Source organism: Pseudovibrio japonicus, from assembly GCF_014651595.1.
GTDB classification, from domain to species: Bacteria; Pseudomonadota; Alphaproteobacteria; order Rhizobiales; family Stappiaceae; genus Pseudovibrio; species Pseudovibrio japonicus.
On record NZ_BMXE01000001.1, the window covers coordinates 729076 to 746509 of the forward strand.

The 17434-nt window shown below is 55.5% G+C and carries 15 protein-coding genes and 1 pseudogene; 2 read left to right on the forward strand and 14 right to left on the reverse strand.

Annotated elements, in window-relative coordinates:
* Positions 1-379 precede the first annotated feature (379 nt).
* The 4 genes and pseudogenes from IE076_RS23025 to IE076_RS03240 form a co-directional block, all read right to left on the reverse strand.
* Positions 380-886: pseudogene (locus tag IE076_RS23025) on the reverse strand (DUF3333 domain-containing protein); the annotation flags it as partial.
* Positions 879-2267 carry a phosphate ABC transporter permease subunit PstC gene (gene pstC / locus IE076_RS03230; RefSeq protein ID WP_189435293.1) on the reverse strand — a complete coding sequence of 463 codons (1389 nt, stop codon included), beginning with the start codon at positions 2265-2267 and terminating at the stop codon, positions 879-881. The pseudogene IE076_RS23025 and the gene pstC, both read right to left, overlap by 8 nt.
* Before the next feature lie 138 nt (positions 2268-2405).
* Positions 2406-3425 carry a PstS family phosphate ABC transporter substrate-binding protein gene (locus tag IE076_RS03235; protein WP_189435294.1) on the reverse strand — a complete coding sequence of 340 codons (1020 nt, stop codon included), beginning with the start codon at positions 3423-3425 and terminating at the stop codon, positions 2406-2408.
* Between the two features lie 166 nt (positions 3426-3591).
* Complete coding sequence (locus IE076_RS03240) at positions 3592-4959, reverse strand: ATP-binding protein (protein WP_189435296.1); 1368 nt, start codon at positions 4957-4959, stop codon at positions 3592-3594.
* 465 nt (positions 4960-5424) lie between these two features.
* Here IE076_RS03240 and IE076_RS03245 point away from each other — a divergent pair, with 465 nt between their 5' ends.
* Positions 5425-6006: a tetratricopeptide repeat protein gene (locus IE076_RS03245; protein WP_189435298.1), complete on the forward strand. Its 582-nt coding sequence runs from the start codon at positions 5425-5427 to the stop codon at positions 6004-6006.
* A gap of 40 nt (positions 6007-6046) precedes the next feature.
* Here IE076_RS03245 and IE076_RS03250 read toward each other — a convergent pair whose 3' ends face one another.
* The 10 genes from IE076_RS03250 to IE076_RS03295 all read right to left on the reverse strand — a co-directional run bounded on the left by IE076_RS03250 (position 6047) and on the right by IE076_RS03295 (position 16121).
* Positions 6047-6763 carry a hypothetical protein gene (locus IE076_RS03250; protein ID WP_189435300.1) on the reverse strand — a complete coding sequence of 239 codons (717 nt, stop codon included), beginning with the start codon at positions 6761-6763 and terminating at the stop codon, positions 6047-6049.
* 8 nt (positions 6764-6771) lie between these two features.
* Positions 6772-7260, reverse strand: coding sequence for an SRPBCC family protein (locus IE076_RS03255; protein ID WP_189435301.1), 489 nt, complete (start codon positions 7258-7260; stop codon positions 6772-6774).
* Between the two features lie 18 nt (positions 7261-7278).
* Positions 7279-8115: an ABC transporter permease gene (locus IE076_RS03260; RefSeq protein WP_189435302.1), complete on the reverse strand. Its 837-nt coding sequence runs from the start codon at positions 8113-8115 to the stop codon at positions 7279-7281.
* Positions 8112-9455, reverse strand: a complete 1344-nt coding sequence (locus IE076_RS03265) for an ABC transporter permease (RefSeq protein ID WP_209008785.1) — start codon at positions 9453-9455, stop codon at positions 8112-8114. Before IE076_RS03265 ends, IE076_RS03260 begins: the two co-directional genes overlap by 4 nt.
* Positions 9448-10533 carry an ABC transporter ATP-binding protein gene (locus IE076_RS03270; protein ID WP_189435303.1) on the reverse strand — a complete coding sequence of 362 codons (1086 nt, stop codon included), beginning with the start codon at positions 10531-10533 and terminating at the stop codon, positions 9448-9450. Before IE076_RS03270 ends, IE076_RS03265 begins: the two co-directional genes overlap by 8 nt.
* Positions 10534-10711: 178 nt before the next feature.
* Positions 10712-11839 carry an extracellular solute-binding protein gene (locus IE076_RS03275; RefSeq protein WP_189435304.1) on the reverse strand — a complete coding sequence of 376 codons (1128 nt, stop codon included), beginning with the start codon at positions 11837-11839 and terminating at the stop codon, positions 10712-10714.
* A 301-nt stretch (positions 11840-12140) separates the two neighbouring features.
* Entirely contained in the window at positions 12141-13082 is a 942-nt protein-coding gene (locus IE076_RS03280; RefSeq protein ID WP_189435305.1) for a metal ABC transporter permease, read from the reverse strand.
* A complete protein-coding gene (locus IE076_RS03285) occupies positions 13082-14317 on the reverse strand; it encodes a metal ABC transporter permease (protein ID WP_189435306.1) in 1236 nt (411 codons plus the stop codon). The genes IE076_RS03280 and IE076_RS03285 overlap by 1 nt, the downstream gene beginning before the upstream one ends.
* 9 nt (positions 14318-14326) lie before the next feature.
* Positions 14327-15151, reverse strand: coding sequence for a metal ABC transporter ATP-binding protein (locus IE076_RS03290; RefSeq protein WP_280514285.1), 825 nt, complete (start codon positions 15149-15151; stop codon positions 14327-14329).
* Position 15152: 1 nt separating this feature from the next.
* Positions 15153-16121, reverse strand: coding sequence for a metal ABC transporter solute-binding protein, Zn/Mn family (locus IE076_RS03295; protein ID WP_189435307.1), 969 nt, complete (start codon positions 16119-16121; stop codon positions 15153-15155).
* 339 nt (positions 16122-16460) lie between these two features.
* Here IE076_RS03295 and IE076_RS03300 point away from each other — a divergent pair, with 339 nt between their 5' ends.
* The gene (locus tag IE076_RS03300; RefSeq protein ID WP_189435308.1) at positions 16461-17378 is read left to right on the forward strand and encodes an MBL fold metallo-hydrolase; all 918 of its coding nucleotides are present in this window, start codon (positions 16461-16463) and stop codon (positions 17376-17378) included.
* The last annotated feature ends 56 nt before the right edge of the window (positions 17379-17434 follow it).

Consider the following 17434-nt stretch of genomic DNA (forward strand, 5'->3'; position numbering starts at 1 on the left):
TGAGCGTACCGCCCTTGCCGACATTGTCAAAGTGGCCCTGCAGGGTAGCCAGTTCGGCCTTCTGCTTTTCCAGCGCTGCCTTAATCTTGTCCAGCGCGGCTTTGTTGCCCTCAATCTCGGTGGTCAGGCGCTGTGCGACCAGCGGGTCTTTTTCGCCAGCCAGACGGGTTTCAAGGCCTGTGATTTTGGAGGTCACGCTGGCATCGGAGCGGCCACGGGCTTCAATCTTGCCTGCAAGCAGTTCAATCTCGCGCTCGTAGTAGGTCTTGAGGGATGCCAGAATTTTGGTGAACTCAGGTTGTTCAGCTGTGACGGTCACCAGACCTTCTGTGCCGGACACTGTTGCGGCGCTTGATGGGAGGGTCTTAGTTTGCTCCGTGATCAGGCCTTTGACATAAAGGTCAGCAAAATCAGAAAGTGGGACTGCGACCGGACCTTTATCGCCAAGCAATGAAGGATCATTCGTCACCTGCTTTTGCAAGATGACGTTGGCGCCGGAGGAGACCAGCGAATAGAGCACACGGCGGTTTTTGCGGTCAGAGGCGAACGGCAGTTCAGCCTTCAGGCCATCACGAATGATCTTGTTATAGCTTGCGCCTGCCGGATTGGCCGGATCGACCTTTTCGGCACTCAGGTCAAGCGGCACATTCACGTAGTTATAGGTGAAGGCGGGCAGACCGGAGCCGACAATCGTGAAGAGCAGCAGAACCAGAAACGTTGCAGCCAGAGCGATGGCTCCAATGCCGTAGGCCTTGAAGCGCGCTTCCATGCTGTAGCGCTTTTTCAGGCGCTTGCGAGCTTCGTCTGTCGTATGGACGCCGGGAGAAATGCCTTTGACACGTCCACCAATGGCGGAACCGGCAGTGTCCTGAGCGATATCAGTCATACTGTTCCCTATATTTCTTCACGACGCGCAGTGCGAAGATGTTCAGAGCAAGAGTGATGCAGAAGAGGAGAAGACCAAGCGCAAATGCGGCAAGTGTTTTTGCACTGTCGAACTCCTGGTCACCGACCAGCAGAGTGACGATTTGCACGGTCACGGTTGTTACAGCTTCCAGCGGGTTCACTGTCATGTTGGCCGCAAGACCCGCTGCCATCACCACTATCATGGTTTCACCAATGGCGCGGGAGATGGCTAGGATGAGCGCGGAGACAATGCCCGGCAGCGCGGCAGGCAGAACAACCCGGCGGATTGTTTCGGATTTGGTTGCCCCCAAACCGGCGGAGCCATCGCGCAAGGACTGTGGCACTGCGTTGATCACGTCGTCCGACAGGGAGGAGACGAACGGGATAATCATGATGCCCATAACAAGGCCGGCGGCCAATGCGGATTCAGAGCTGACCGACAGGCCAATGCTTTCGCCCCATCCACGGATGAAGGGTGCCACTGTTAGGGCTGCGAAGAAGCCGTAGACCACTGTTGGGATACCCGCCAGAATTTCCAGAACCGGCTTTGCAATGGCCCGGACCGGTGTGCTTGCGTAATCGGAGAGGTAGATTGCAGAGAGCAAACCGATCGGAGCAGCTACCATGATCGCGATAAACGTGATGAGCATGGTGCCCACAAGAAGCGGGATCGCACCGAAGATCTTGGTGTTGGTTTCGCCGTGGTCTGCGCCTGCACCTTCAAACGCGCTTTGCGGGCTCCAGTGGGTGCCGAAGACGAAGTCCATAATCGGGATCTTGCGGAAGAACATCAGGCTTTCGAAGATGAGCGAAAGCACGATGCCGATGGTGGTGAAGATCGCAACAGCAGAACACAGGATCAGCAATCCCATGACGGTGCGCTCTACAAAGTGACGAGCCCGCATGGCCGGGTGGATGGAGCGGTTTCCGTACCACAGACCACCAGCAACCAGAGCGAGGATCAGCGTTGTCTTCAGGTAAAAGGAAATCCTGGCGAGCGAGGCGAACACTTCTGCGGCCTGCTCTTTGCCAGCGTCGGAGAACCCTACAATGCCGCCGAACGCGATGGCGCGCGCGTCGCGCAGAAAGGCCTGAAGTTCTGGTTTGTACAGTCCTTCAACGAGTTGCGCGTTTGCATTGATGACCAGGGTATTAAGCAGTCGCGGCTCGATGACTGCCCATACAATCAGAAGGACAGATGCTGGCAGCACGGCCAGAATGGCCAGATACCCACCATGATAACTTGGACGGGAATGAAGGGCTGACAGTTGATTGCCTGCCATCTGCATTGCCCGGAAGCGCCCGTAGACATTCGCGGTTACGAAAACCAATAGAAGAAGGGCGGCGTAAGTCCAGAACATTTGTTTGTGTCGCCTTATCGGGCTCTCCTGCCGCAGCATAATTCGGATGTTTGCTCAAAACACCCGAGTGGCAGGAGTGACCATTTTTCGAATAATCAGGAACGGTCAACCGGAATGTTGACCGTTCCCTTGTTGCATTTAGAAAACGAGTGGTGTCAGTGCTGAGGCAGACTTGGAGACTGCTTCACGGTCACTTGTTGGCAGCGGGATCAGACCTTTGTCTGTCAGGTATCCTTCGTCGCCCCATGTGTCTTCATGGGTGAACTCAGCCAGGTATTCGGCAATGCCCGGGATAACGCCAACATGCTCTTTCTTGATGTAGAAGAAGAGCGAGCGGGAGACAGGGTAGTCGCCGTCTGCGATCGCTTCAAACGTTGGCGCAACACCAGAGATGTGAGTGCCCTGCATTTTGTCAGCGTTCTGATCGAGGAAGGAGAAGCCGAAAATGCCCAGTGCGTTCGGATTTGCGTCGAGCTTTTGAACGATCAGGTTATCGTTTTCGCCAGCTTCGATGTAAGCACCGTCTTCACGGATTTCGTGACAGGCTTTCTTATTCAGACCTAGGTCTGCCGCACCCGGCACCATCTTACAGCCGCCTTCCATTGCCAGCTCAACAAATGCATCGCGGGTGCCGGAGGTTGGTGGAGGACCGAGAACTTCGATCTTGGCGTTTGGCAGGGAAGGATCGATGTCCGACCAGTTCTGGTATGGGTTTGCTACCAGCTTGCCGTCAACAGGAACTTCTTTTGCCAGAGCAAGGAAGATCTGCGCCAGTGTCAGATCGAGCTGGGAACCGGCCTTGGAGTTGGCAAGAACGATGCCGTCAAAGCCAACGGTCACTTCAACCGGGGTCACGCCAGCTTCGTTACACTTGACCAGTTCCTTCGCCTTCATACGGCGGGACGCATTGGTGATGTCAGGGGTATTGGCGCCGACGCCTTCACAGAAAAGCTTGATGCCGCCACCGGAACCAGTGGATTCAACAACCGGCGTCTTGAAGCTTGTTTTCTGACCAAACTGTTCAGCAACAGCTGTCGCAAATGGGAAAACAGTGGAGGAACCAACGATCTGAATCTGATCACGAGCCTGTGCGGAACCTGCAGCAATGGTTCCTGCGAGAGCGAGCGCCGCGACGCTTGCAAATGCCTTGATTTTCACCTGAAGTCTCCTTGGGAGTCCTGGTTTAAAAAAACTGATTGATAACGTTCATCACACGGCGCCCCTGCTGTGCGATGGCTGTAACCTAGCGTTTGGCTGTGATGGTTATATGAACGTTACGTATCAGTTTTATGACATTGCAAGTATTTGAATTTATTTGTTTATTTTAATCGATGTCGTTTTCGTCATAAATGACGGCACCGGGTATGAACACGCGGAAACAAGCGCCTTCATTGGGTTTGCTCTCAATTTCGAGGCGGGCGCGGTGGCGAGTCAGAATGTGTTTGACGATGGCCAGACCTAGGCCGGTGCCCTTCATCTGGCGAGAGGTGACAACGTCAACCCTATAGAAACGCTCGGTCAACCGCGGCAGGTGTTCCGGATCGATGCCGGGTCCGTAGTCGCGGACCTCAGCGATCCATTGAGGTGTCTCGGTGGACTCAGTGTCGGGACGGCAGGTCACATCGACCCGGCCACCACTGGAGCCGTATTTCAAGGCGTTTTCCACCAGATTGCTGAAGACCTGCACCAGCTCATCGTTCTCACCGCGAATCTCGACGGGTTCGTCGGGAAGAGACAGATTGATCTTAACGCCGGATTCTTTTGCTACCGGCAGCAGCGTTTCCACGGAGTGATGCATGATCTCTCCCAGATCCACGAGGGCCTCAGGCTGGACGTGGACTTTCATCTCGATGCGAGACAAGGACAGCAGGTCGTCAATAAGGCGGCGCATGCGCTCGGCCTGATGCAACATGATGTCAAGGAACTGGTCCTGCGCCTTGGGATCGTTCTTGGCTGGCCCTTGCAAGGTTTCGATGAACCCGGTCAGGGATGCCAGTGGCGTGCGTAGCTCGTGGGAGGCGTTGGCGACGAAGTCGGCACGCATGCGCTCCAGACGACGCGCCTCGGTCAGGTCGCGGATGACGACGAGGATCAGGCCCGGACGGCCACGCGGAACGGCGAGGTTGGCGTTGGAGATGGAGCGCAGCGGCGCGATGTGCGCTTCCAGCCAGAGCTCCATGGGCACTTTCTCGGTCCAGTCGATGACTTCTGTTGAGCCGCCATTAGAGACGCGGTCCAGTGCTTCCAGCAAGGATGGTGCGCGGATGCGGAAGGAGAGCGGATCACCCACGGCAATGGTGCCGAAGCGGCGTTGTGCTGCGAGGTTCACGTATTGGGTTGTGCCGCGGTAGTCCACCACGAAGCACGGGTCCGGCAGAGCGTTGACGGCGGACTTCATGCCACGATCAACGATCTGACTGGCTTCCCTGCGGCTGACTCCGCTGGGGGCCTTGACCTTGGTGCGGCTTTTGACGCCGCCGCCGATGACCAGCACAAAGATAAGCGCGTAAGCAAAAAACGACGCCCATAGCGGTACCTGAAAGGCAAAGGTGAAGACTGCGAAGATGCCCGCGGCAGCCAGAAGGATCCAGCGCACGTCCACGGTTTTGCGATAGATCGCTTGCCTGTTGAGACCCAGCCTCAAAGGTTCCTGACCGATCTGCTTTTCTTCCTTGTCAGTATCCACGGACATACATGCCACTCTCTAAACGCCGCTTTGCGCTTATATTGCTTTTTCACTCAAGACTGACCAATAGTTAAACAAGGCCAGCATGACATTCTCGCGACGGAGGTTCGTCAATTCGTCAGTTTCCCCAAATGGGAAGTCCTTGAAGACGTAGCGAAACCAGGCATTAGGGAGGTCTGGCCAAATCAGCAAGTAATGTCAAGCCGCGCAGATATATCCGCAGGGTTGTTGGGGTTATATCTTTAGCAGGTTCACGAAATCAAGCCGAAGAGCAGCTTAGAAAAAATAATGGAACCGCAAGTCTTCTTCTTGTTCAGATCAGGTGTTACCAATCCCTGACAGTCAGGTGTACTGTCTCACTTACCTTTAGCAGTTGTATTTGGAAGGCGTGCTCCTTTAAATAGTTCGGGCAATTGGACCTTGGAGCAGGACATGGGACCAGCGGTTGCGGTGCGTAACGAAGGGTGAGAGATGGACAATACTCTGGAGAAACTGGAGACTGCGATTTCGCAGGAGAACTGGCCCGAGGCGGAGAGGCGCATTTTGCTGTTGCTGGACGGCGACCAGACCAACCCGAGCCTGTGGTACAATCTTGGCCTTGTCCGGCGCCGCTCCGGCAACAATGCGCAGGCCCTTGAGGATTTTGCGAGGACGCTTGAACTTGCGCCTCATCATAAGGGAGCGATGTTTGAACGGGCTGCTGCCCATCTTGATCTTGAGAACTTTAACGCCGCACTCAATGATTTTGCCGAGTTTACAGCCGCCTATCCGGATGACAGTGACGGACTGCTGAACCTTGCCCGCATTGCGCTGCACATGGAGGTTCCGGAGCTTGCCCTGCAAGCCTTCCAGAAACGGGCTGGAATGGAGAATGATGCAGAGAACATTCTTGGTGCAGCTGAAGCCATGCAGATGATGGGCGATGAACAAGGCATCAGCATGCTGCGTCGGCTGTTTGCCAACAACCCGGCGGTACGGCCTGAACTGCTGAAGATTATGAGTCAGAGCTCCCATGGCCGTGTGCCACTCAGCTCAAAGGCTATTTTGCCTTAAGAGCGCCTCTCCGGCCTGACAGCGGCTATGGCCCCGCGCCTCAGGCGTCTACGGATCGCTTAGCGCGGACGGATTTGCGGTAGTGGCCGGGTTCTGCCTGCAGTTTGTTTTGTGTGTCCAGATAAGTTTCGAACTCTGCTTCATCCATGGGCGCACAGTCCAACTGCAATGCCTCGCGCTTGAACGGGAAGCCTTGCGCGATAGGTGTTCCGGCTTTCAGCGTGCCTTCGAACTTCGCATCCTTCCAGAGCGCTGGGAAGTGCACAAACCCGCCTTTAAAGCGGTCACAGTCAACTACACCAGAGAGCGTTCTGAATGGCAATTCCTCGCGGTTTAGCGGATGGGTAAACAGCAGGGAAACGCCTTCGGGGGCCTCAATACTCCAGAAATTGTTGAGCTTAATGATGAAATCTCCCGGACGGGTGCCCAATGGGGCGCCGGTTGCCTGTTCCGGCACGTGCAGGCCGATGGGTGATCTGGTCTGCTGCGCTTTGGGCGAGACGGGTTTGGGCCAGTCCCATGACAGCTCGCCGTCTTTCATGGTCACATCACACGGCAGCCTGAAGAGAATGCCCGTAGAGAAGCCGTCGATGATTGGTGGACAGTGCTTGAGCGTACGCACCTGCTCGTTGCCGAGTAGCTCGCTCTGGACGGTTGAAGGAACATCCTTCAGCCAGTCGGGAAGCGCGGCTTTGGCTTCTACTGGCTCCGGGATGTGCCCGTGCAGCTCCGGAAGGCAGCGAAACTTGAGTTTCATGGGGTCCCCTAGAATTTTCCAATAGCGGTTTTCAGTGCGCTCAGACAATAGGTCCAGCCTGCGCTGGAGTTCATGGCGCGCAGGTATTCGCGCCACCCCTCTCCATATCGCTCAAAGTGGCTGTGCACCAGCTGGAGCTGTGCCCCATGCTCAGTATCTGAAAACTGGAGGGTGACGATTCCAGCTTTTCGCGGATCTTCGATGAGCAGGCGTTTGGGTGAGATTTGCCAGGCGAGGACGATTTTGGCGCCCTCCTCCAGCTCCTGAATGGTGCCCCATTGCAGGCGCCTTCCGTCTTCCACGTCTTCAAAGCATGAGCCGCCAATCAGCGGCTCAATGCCGAGCACACCTTCGGAGGAGAACCTGTATTCTGCAGGCCACCAAACATCGATACTCTCAAGAAAGAAGGCATAGGCGCTTTGGGCGGATGCAGGCAGCACAATCTCCGCCTTGCATAATGAAAATTGCTCCAAAACGCCTGTTTCACCTGATGTCATCGCATCCCCCTAATACAATCACGCGCGCCCTTTCCTGCGGCTTGCCATCACGTAGACTGTAGCAGCAATTATGGTAATTGCTACAAAGAGAACACCGATGACATTGATGACAGGGGAAATGCCAAAGCGCATGCGGGAGCCAATTTCTGTGACAAGGGTCCAGCTTGGACCAATGGCAAAGAAGGTGGTGTTGTAGTTCTCAATGGACTGCAAGAAAGCGATTGCAGCCGCTGTGAGAATGGTTGGCATGAGGAATGGTAGGGTGATCCGGCGGAACACGAGGAAGGATGAGGCACCCAGATCGAGCGCAGCTTCTTCCTGTACAATATCCTGACGCTGCAAGCGTGCCATGAACATGAGCATGCAATAGGACGCGATGAAGCTTGACTGGGCGATGGTTGCGGTCAGCAGCCCGCCCTCTACGCCAAAGGCATCGCGCCAAAAGATGAGTGTGGTTGCACCCAGCACGATGCCCGGTGTGAGCATGGGGGAAACAAGCACGGTATACAGGAACGTGGTGGCCTGAGACTGCAAGCGTGTGAGCAGCAAGGCACCGGCCAGCCCAAGCGGGATTGAGATGACAATGACGCCCAGCGCAATAATGAGAGAGTGAATTAACCCATCAATAAAACGCTGATCCTGCGGCAAAGCGCGGAACCATTCCAGCGTGAAGCCCTGCCAGTCGATAACCGAAGGCGTTGGCGATGCGTTGAACGCGGCCACCACCATAAAGATCATTGGCAGGAACATATAGGCGAAGAAAATCAGCAGATAGCCATTGAGGATCGCAGCGGCCCAATCGATGGGAGATTTTCTCTGTGCAGTCTCGGTGTGGTTTGCGAGTGTTGCTGTCATTTGGCGATGTCCCGAATACCGACGCGGAAGACCCACATATTGAACATAATAAAGATGATACAGGCCACCAGAAGGGCCAGTGAGTAGGCTGCGCCCTGGTTCCAGTTATCCGCCTCAAAGAAGCGGCGATAGATCACCTGAGAGAACCAGTCGGGGTGCAGGCCACGCCCCACGGTGCTTGGCACCGCGATGGAACCTGCGGAAAGCATGAAGGTCATGATGGCACCCACGGCGATGCCGGGCTTGGCGTGCGGGAGAACCACGCGCCAGTGAATACGCCAGGTGGATGCACCCAGATCCTTCGCCGCTTCGATCTGGTTTTTATCCAGCGTATCAATGGTGTTGTAGATCGGGAAGACCATGAAGAGCACGTAGGCGTAGACCATCACCGTGAACACCGCGCCGTTGGAGGCCACGAAGCGGAATCCTTCGCCAGCTTCCATATTGATGATGCCGAGCAAATCAAGGAAACCGTTCAAGATCCCCTGTTTTTCCAGGATCATGATCCATGAGAAAATTCTGAGCAGCTCGTTGATTGCATAGGGGATCAACAGACCCAGCATAAGGATCGCGACTTTGTTGCCGTTGGTGGTGGTTGCGACCGCGTAGGCCACCGGATAACACAACGCAAACGCCAGAATAGTGACGCAGAGCGCGTAGCCGATGGTGGCAAGGAAGACCTGAAGGTGCACAGAACTCATCATGGTGAAGTTCTTGAGCGAGTAGGACTTATCTACTCCGACCGTGTCTGAAGTGGCCTGTTCTTCAGCTTCCAGCGTGGCGATCCGTTCTTCCAGTTCGCCCTTTTCTGACAACAGAGGGGTTTCTTCAGCCTCGATTTCCGCAAGGGTGCGGCTTACTGTGTTTGCGCTTCCTGCGGAGGGAGCTCCAAACGGGTTGAGGTCAGATCTGTCATTGGCCTGCGGGGCGGGTGACGCAGCAAACGGGTTAAGGTCTGAAGAGCCGCCAGATGGTGCTGGTGCAGGTTCGGCGAACGGATTGAGGCCAGAGGAGCCGCCAGAAGGTGCTGGTGTGGGTGCAGCGAACGGATTGAGCGAGGACGCCCCGTCCTGCTGGCCTGCTGAAGATGTGCCCGCGATCAGATCGTCTTTTTCTGCCTGCAGTTCATCCAGTCTTATGTTGATCTGGAATACTTGCTCATAGGCGCGATCGATCTCCACCGCCAATGTTGCAGCTGCGCCGCCTCTGTCTTCAAAGGTGAAGGCACGGTCGATCATGGACAGCTGAGGCAATACAATCAGCACAACAATCCAGATTGCGGTCAGGCCCAAAAAGATGGAGGTCAGGCCCTTTCCATAGCTCTTGATCAGACTATTCACTGGCCAGCTCTCCCGGACGCATCACAACAGCGTCTTGCGCGGCAAACCAGAGTTTCTGGTCGGCGCCCAATGGTTGATGGGTCTGCTCCACATTAGTTACGTGGATGGCGATGGACTGGTCCCCTGCCCGCATGTGCAGATTTACAAAGGGGCCTTCCATATCGCGGCGTTCCAGAACTGCGGACAGACCGTTTTGCTGGCCCTGCTTTTCTTCAAGGGACATGCGTTCAGGACGGACAAAGAGGATCGCCTCCTCCCCCTCGTTCAGGCCGTGTGCGTTCTGGCCGAACAGTTTGCCCTGAGATGTCTCCAAAATGGCGTAGCCGTTTTCTTTGCCAACGACCTTGCCTTTGAAGATGTTCTGCTCGCCAACAAAGCTCGCTACAAACGGTGTTTTGGGATGAGCGTAGATCTCATCGGAGGTGGCGACCTGTTCCACCACGCCCTTGTTCATGACGGCCACACGATCAGACATGGTCAGCGCTTCGCCCTGATCGTGGGTGATGTAGATGAAGGTGACGCCGGTTTTGCGCTGCAGGTCTTTCAGCTCGGCGCGCATGTGCTGGCGCAGCTTCAAATCGAGCGCGGAAAGTGGTTCATCCAGCAGGAGCACGGAGGGCTCAACTGCAAGGGCGCGGGCGATGGCGACGCGTTGGCGCTGTCCGCCTGATAAGGCTGTCGGCAGTTTATCACCCTGCCCGTCCAGTGCGACCAGATCCAGAAGCTCCTCGGCCTTCTGATGGCGGACTTTTTTGGAGATGCCGCGCGCTTCCAGACCGAAGGCGATGTTGTCGCGCACGCTCATAAGCGGGAACAGCGCAAGGTTCTGGAAGATCAGCGCGGTTGGTCTGGCGTTGGCACGAATGCCGGACATGTCCTTATCACCAATGACCACGCGTCCGTGGGTGGGATTGAGGAACCCCGAGATCATGCGCAAGATGGTTGTTTTTCCGCAGCCGGATGGACCGAGGATAGAGAAAAACTCACCAGCGTTGATCTTGAGGTCAGTGGGCCGCACAGCGACAAAGTCGCCAAAACTCATGGAGAGGTTTTCGAGGATTACATCATTGCCACGCATGAAATGCCTATTGTTCTGATTTCAATATTCAGGGGCTGGACCGTCGTTGGTTTCCAGATGCCCGTTGCCTTTTTAGGAGCGCAACTCCTGCTCAGCAAAGCAGTTTTTTATTTTTTGAGAGAGCTTCGCGAGCTGAAATGCAAAGCGCGGCATGTGCCGCGCTTTGCTGCCACCGCACTTAGGCGTTGGTGATCCGTTCAACGTATTCCTGACGCAGCGTAGCAAACCACGGCGTATCAGCGGGGTACCACCACAGATTGGCAAGAGTATCGTCGTTATAGATTTCGAGGAACTGGTTCTTGTAGGTTTCGCCCGCATGGTTTGCAGCCCCGACAACCGCCGAGTTGTAGCCGGTGTTTGCGCTGAACATACCTGCCATTTGCGGATCAAGCATGGCATTGATGAACGCGTAGGCCTGCTGAGTGTTTTCCGCACCGCTTGGAATACCAATGGAATCCATCCAGGTCATGCCGCCTTCTTTTGGCATGCGGTATTTCCACTTTGGATCTTCACGGCTGAGCAGAAGACCGGTTGTATCCCAGGACTGGCCGACGCTCGCACCGGCCTGTTTGAAGGCGTTGGTGGCTTCGGTGCCGTTGTTCCAGAACGCAGCGATGTTTTGCTTGTGCTCAATGATGAAGTTGGCAATCTGGCCCCAGATGCGGTGCGCATCTTCTTCTGACTTATAAACATCGAGCATGCGGTTGGCCTGAAGGGCGCCAGTGGTTTCCAAATACAGGCCCACACCGATCATGCCAGATTTTTGGCGGAAGGTGGCCTTGCCAACTGCGTCCGGTGTCCAGAGCGAGCCGTAGGATACCTCGTCATCTGCCAGTGGGAATACGGAGCTGTCGAAGGTGATTGCCTCTGTGCCCCAGTCGAATGGCAGCAGCATGCGGCGGCCGCGGTAGGTGCCGCCCAGTCTTACACTGTCGCGCATCATGGATGGAACAATCGCGCTCACATTGAGGCGGCTCTCATCCAGTGGCGCCAGCAGGTCTTCACCGTAGTAGTTGGTGCCATTGGTGATGGACGGGAAGATAACGTCGAAGCCTTTGCCGCCAGCAGCTTTGAGCTTCTGCTCTGCTTCATCATTGGAGCCGAAGGTGGACAGGTTGATCTTGATACCGGTGTCACCTTCAAACTTGGTGATCATGTTTTCCTGAATGTAATCGCCCCACGCGAATACATTCACCTGACCTGACGATGCGAGTGCATCGGAAGCTTTCAAGATTGCAGGAGCAGCAACGGCTGCGGCAGAGGCAGCAGCGGTGCCTTTAAGTACTGAACGACGTGTAATAGACATTAACGGGCCCTCAAGAGACTAAGAATACTTAGATAGTAACCGACTTGCAGCAAAGAGATTCGGTACTACTCCGGTACCATCACCAGAGCGGTTAACCGCAGCCTGTGACAGCGCCATGACAAGTTATATTTGTTAACCTATAAAGCGTAGCTCATTCTTAGCGAGCTGCGCAATATTAGATTTTAACTTCTCTAATTAAAACAAATAATTTTAAGTAATTTCAATATATTATTTGATTGAAGACGCAAAAAGGGAGCACCTTTTCTGGTACTCCCTTGCAATAACAAACGTTTACTCCGCCTCAAGCGACAGCATGTTTCTTTTGCCGTCGCCGCCGCATGATCACGCCGTAATGGGGGGCAAACAGCATGGCCAGCAGCTGCTGCAGACCGGCAACCACAGCAATCATACCCGCAGCCGAGACGGAGAATTCATAGCCCAGCAGGCCGGGGCCGAACGCTGCCAAAAGGTAGCCAAACAGGCCCGCTGACAGAGAGGCGATGCCGGACAGGACGAGCTGGACCTTAAGGTTGTCGGTCAGCATACGGGCAGTGGCAGCGGGGCAGATGAACATGGCAATCACAAGGATTGAGCCAACTGCACTGAAGGCAGCAACCGCAGCTACGGCAACCATCACAATGAGTGCCAGACCAAGCCACTTTGGAGAGAAGCCAAGGCTTGCGGAGAGCAGCGGGTCAAAGCTGGAGATTTTCAGTTCTTTAAAGAACAGCACGATGAACGCGATGATCAGCAGGTTAACCACAAACAGCTGCTGTATGCTTTCCGGCAGGGTGGAAAGAGCCTGCCAGTTCCACAGGTCGGAAAGGGAGTAAGCATCCAGCCAGATGGCACTTTCCAGATTGCCGTAAAGGGCGTGTTCCACATCCAAGTGGACGCCAGCGGTGCCGGTGCGTTCCAGAATGACAACACCTGCGGCAAACATGGTGGTGAAGACCACGCCCATCGCAGCACCGGGCTCCACATTGCCGACGCGGCGGATCAACTCAATCAGCAGTACAGCAAAGATAGCGGCGGCCCCTGCCCCGAGCATCATCGCCCAGGAGCCAGTGCTGTGGGAGAACAGGAAGCCAAGCACAATACCGGGCAGAACCACATGGGAGATTGCATCGCCCATTAGCGCTTGTTTGCGCAGAACAAGGAAGTTGCCGAGCAAGCCGCAGGCAAGAGCTGCCAGTGAGCCAAGCAGAATGCTGGGGAGGTCAAATTGCAGGAAGATATCCATCAGTTTGTTCCTCCGTTGCCCGTTTCATCCGTGCGCGCAAATTGCGGACAGAGTTCTTGCTCCAGTACTTTGACGGTATCTGCCGGAAGGACTTCACCAATTGGCTTTAAAGACCAGTCTGTCAGTGCGTGAGACTCTTCAGGATGCATTTCGCGGTAGAGGTTCCATAGTTTCTGGTCGCGCTCGATAAGACGTGCTTCTGACTGACCTTTCACAGTGGGCTGGCCGTCGCCGCTCATGAAACCACCGCGCCGTAGGATAGAGCGGGTGAGCGGTTCCAGAACGGGCTCTTCGTGCGCAATGGCAAGCAGGCCTTGTCGCAGGTGGACGATGCGTTGGAAGCGGTAGTGCTTGAGCGCTGCGGCCAGAATGCCCCGAACCGGTGATATAAGCAGGGAAACCACGAAGAAGCCGAAGAGCACCAGCACAATCAAACCGCCTGTAGGCATGTTCGGGGCGCTGGCTGACAGAGCAGCTCCGATATAACTTCCCGAAGCCCCGATTCCTGCTGCGATTGCGACCAGTACGGGTACGCGATCTGTCCAGAAACGGGCGGCCACAGGCGGGATAATCGCCAAAGCGATAATAAGAACAAGACCGACAGTTTTCAGGCCAATCACCACGATGCCAAGCAGAAGCAGGAGCAGTGTGCGGTCCAGCCAACGTACATTGTACCCGCTGGCGGCGGCAAAAGCCTCGTCGAAGCACAACAGGGAGAACTCTTTCATGCGCAGCACCACAGCGAAGCCGACAAGAGCTGCGGCCACGGCGATGGTCAGCGCTTCAGACCTGAGCATACCGGAGGTCGCGCCAAGCAGGAAGCCTTCCAGCCCCGCCTGTCCGGTCAAAGACAAGGACTGAATGACGGTCAACAACACCATCCCGACTGCAAAGAACGTCGATAACACCGTGCCAATGGCAGCATCTTCTGTCAGGCGGGTGTGGGCTTTGATCCAATCGACCGCCAGAACACCAATGCCAGCGGACAGGGCCGCACCGAACAGGAGAACAGGCAAAGAGCGGCCAGCATCAAAGTAAATCTGCGCAATGATAAATGCGAGGGCGACACCGGGAAGGGTTGCGTGACTGACGGCGTCCGAGATCAGTGTTCGTTTTCGCAAGAGAACAAAAACGCCGATTGCGCCGCTGGCCGCGCCCAGAAGGGCTGCACCGATGCAGACCAGTGCGGTGTTGTAGCCTGCGGACAGAGTAAGGGCGGCAAAGAACTGTTCCATGAGTTAGCCTTACGCGCCTGAGGCCTGAGAGAGGCCATCCAGCTGTGTGCTGGCGAGGCGTCCGCCATAGGCTTTTTGCAGGTTCTCAGAGGTAAAGGTGGTTTCGACTGGACCATCTGCCACATGCTGACCGTTGAGCAGCAAGATGTGGGAGTAATAGTCACGCACCGTTTCAAGGTCATGGTGGACCACAAGAACGGTCCGACCCTCGGCCACCAGTTGGCGAAGCACCGTCACGATGGCCTTTTCCGTTGCCGCATCCACACCAGCGAACGGCTCGTCCATAAGATAGACTTCCGCATTTTGCGCCAGTGCTCTTGCAAGGAACACGCGCTGCTGCTGGCCGCCGGAAAGCTGGCCGATCTGCCGGTTAGCAAAATCCTGCATGCCAACGGATTTCAGGCAGTCCAGCGCGGTTTGGCGATGTTTGCGTGATGGCCAGCGAAACCATCCGATCTGGCCATAAAGGCCCATCAGTACGACATCAATTGCGGTCGCAGGGAAGTCCCAGTCGACTGCCGAGCGCTGCGGCACATAGGCGATGCGTTTAAGCCCCTTTTCGATCGGGTCGCCAAAGATTCTGGTTTCGCCAGAAAGTTTGGGGATCAGACCAAGAGCCGCTTTCAGGAAGGTGGATTTGCCTGCCCCATTGGGCCCGATTATGGCTGTGAGGCAACCTTTCGGGGCGGAGTAGGACACGCCCCAGAGCACGGGTTTATGGTGGTAGGCGACCGTCATGCCCTGCACGGTGAAGGGCAGATCGGCAGGGCTTACGCTCTTTGTGGCATCGGTGTCGTGCAACAGGTGCAGACCAGAGGGGCTTCTATCGTGCATCTTAGTGACCTGCTCCAAGTTTGCCTTGCATGCCCTGCGCGGGGGCATCTCCGCCCAGCGCACGCGCGATTGACGTCATGTTATGGTCGATCATACCTATATACGTACCTTCATAGGTATCGGACTGACCCATCGCATCTGAGAAGAGCTCGCCGCCGACCTCTACTTTGTGACCTTTGGCCGCTGCACCTTCAACCAGCGCACGCACATTGCGCTCTGATACTGACGATTCTACGAAGACGGCTGTGACTTTTCTGTCCACGAGAAGGTCAACCAGCGTTTCGATGCGTTGGAGGCCCGCTTCAGAGTTGGTCGAGATTCCCTGAATGCCAACAACCTCCAGATCAAAATCACGTCCCAGATAGGTGAATGCATCGTGCGCGGTTACCAATACACGGTGCTCCTGCGGAACGGTTTGCAGAACCGTGTCGCCATACTCCGCCAGTTTTTCCATCTCTAGCTCGTAAGCGGCGGCGTTATCGCGGTACTCCTGCTCATTTTCTGGATCAATGGACACGAGAGCTTCAGTCACGCCATCCACTGCGCCTTTCCATAGGGTTGGGCTCATCCAGACGTGTGGGTCATAGCGGCCTGAATAGGCGGTTGAGCCTTCCAGTTTCGCGGAATCGATGGATTCCCCGACAAAGAAGACGGGTTTGCGCTCTTGCAACTTCAGCAGCAGATCTTCCATCTGCGCTTCCAGAAACAAGCCATTTGCAAAAATCGCATCTGCTCGACCCAGCTTTACAACGTCAGAGCGGGTCTGGCGGTAGGAGTGCGGATCGATGCCGGTTCCCATGAGCGCTTCAACGGTGACATTATCACCGCCAACCGCGCGCACCGCATCGGCGACCATGCCGACCGTGGCAACTGTGTTAATCGGGGTTTTGGCAAGCGCTGTGGGCACGAGGGCAAAGCCTGCGAAAATCATTGTTATCACTGCAAATATAATTGCCTTTAAGTCGCGCATAAATCCAACTTTCCAATACGATATGAGCCAACCTTGCGGTGAATCATCTTTCGCAGTTCTCCAATCGGGGCCGGTCTGACCACTGGCCCTATCTTCGCCCTGAGCTCTTTATATATGGATACCATCATCTTTTGGCGGACATCCAGTTTCTTCAGATAGTCTAGTTGCAACTCATTCTTAATTGCAATAAAAAAATGAAGATTTCGGAAATCAGCTCGTTCGGATCCATTGCAAACGGACGGATGGCTTGCGCAGAAAGTTGACCAATAATCCGGCCCAGTTGCCATTGCCTCTTATTTGCCAAAGGCTTATTTATATGCGCAATGGGAGGGACCTGAGATGAGCAAGATGGATTTTAATCGAGAATTTGAGGCACGGCACGGAAAGCTTGTAAAGATCACCGAGAAGCTGTCGCGCGTGACCTGCAATAATCCCGGTGCCCTAACGTTTGCAGGCACTAACACGTTTCTGGTGGGCCAAGACGAGGTGGTTGTGATTGATCCGGGTCCTATGGATCTGGAGCATCTGGACGCGTTGATAACGGCCATCGATGGCCGGCCCGTGAAGGCCATTCTTGTAAGCCATACCCACGTGGACCACTCCCCGCTTGCTGGCCCTTTGAAGGAAAAGACCGGTGCGCCGATCATGGGCTGCGGTCCTCACCGACGTGCGGCCTCCTTTGCCAACATGGACGAAACACCTATGGATGCCAGCTCACAGAAGGACTTTGTGCCCGACGAAGAGCTCGTGGACGGCGCGCAAATCTCTGTTGATGGACTGGTGATCGAGGTGGTTGCGACCCCGGGGCACACGGAGAATCACCTTGCATTTGCCCTTCCCGAGCAAGGAGTGATGCTGCCCGGCGACCATGTGATGGCGTGGTCCACGACGATTGTGGCGCCTCCCGATGGTTCCATGAACGCCTACATGAAGTCGCTGGACAAGCTGATGGCGCGTAGCGAGACGCGGTACTTTCCTTCTCATGGCGGCGAGGTGAACAACCCCAAGGTCTTTCTTGCCCAGCTGAAGCAGCATCGGCAGATGCGCTCCGATGCCATTGTTGCGCGCTTACGGGCGGGCGATGATGACGTCATGACCATGGTGAAAGCCATTTACACGGATGTGGACCCCAAGCTCCATGGCGCAGCGGCGCTCAATGTTCTTGCACAACTGGATGACCTGATCGCGCAAGGGGTTGTCATGTGCAATGGTAAGGTTACACTTTCCGCAAAATTCACGTTGCGTGAGTTGGCCTAGTTCAGCTAACACACGCTCAGGACACAACAGAGACATCCGCCTCTCCAACACTTCGA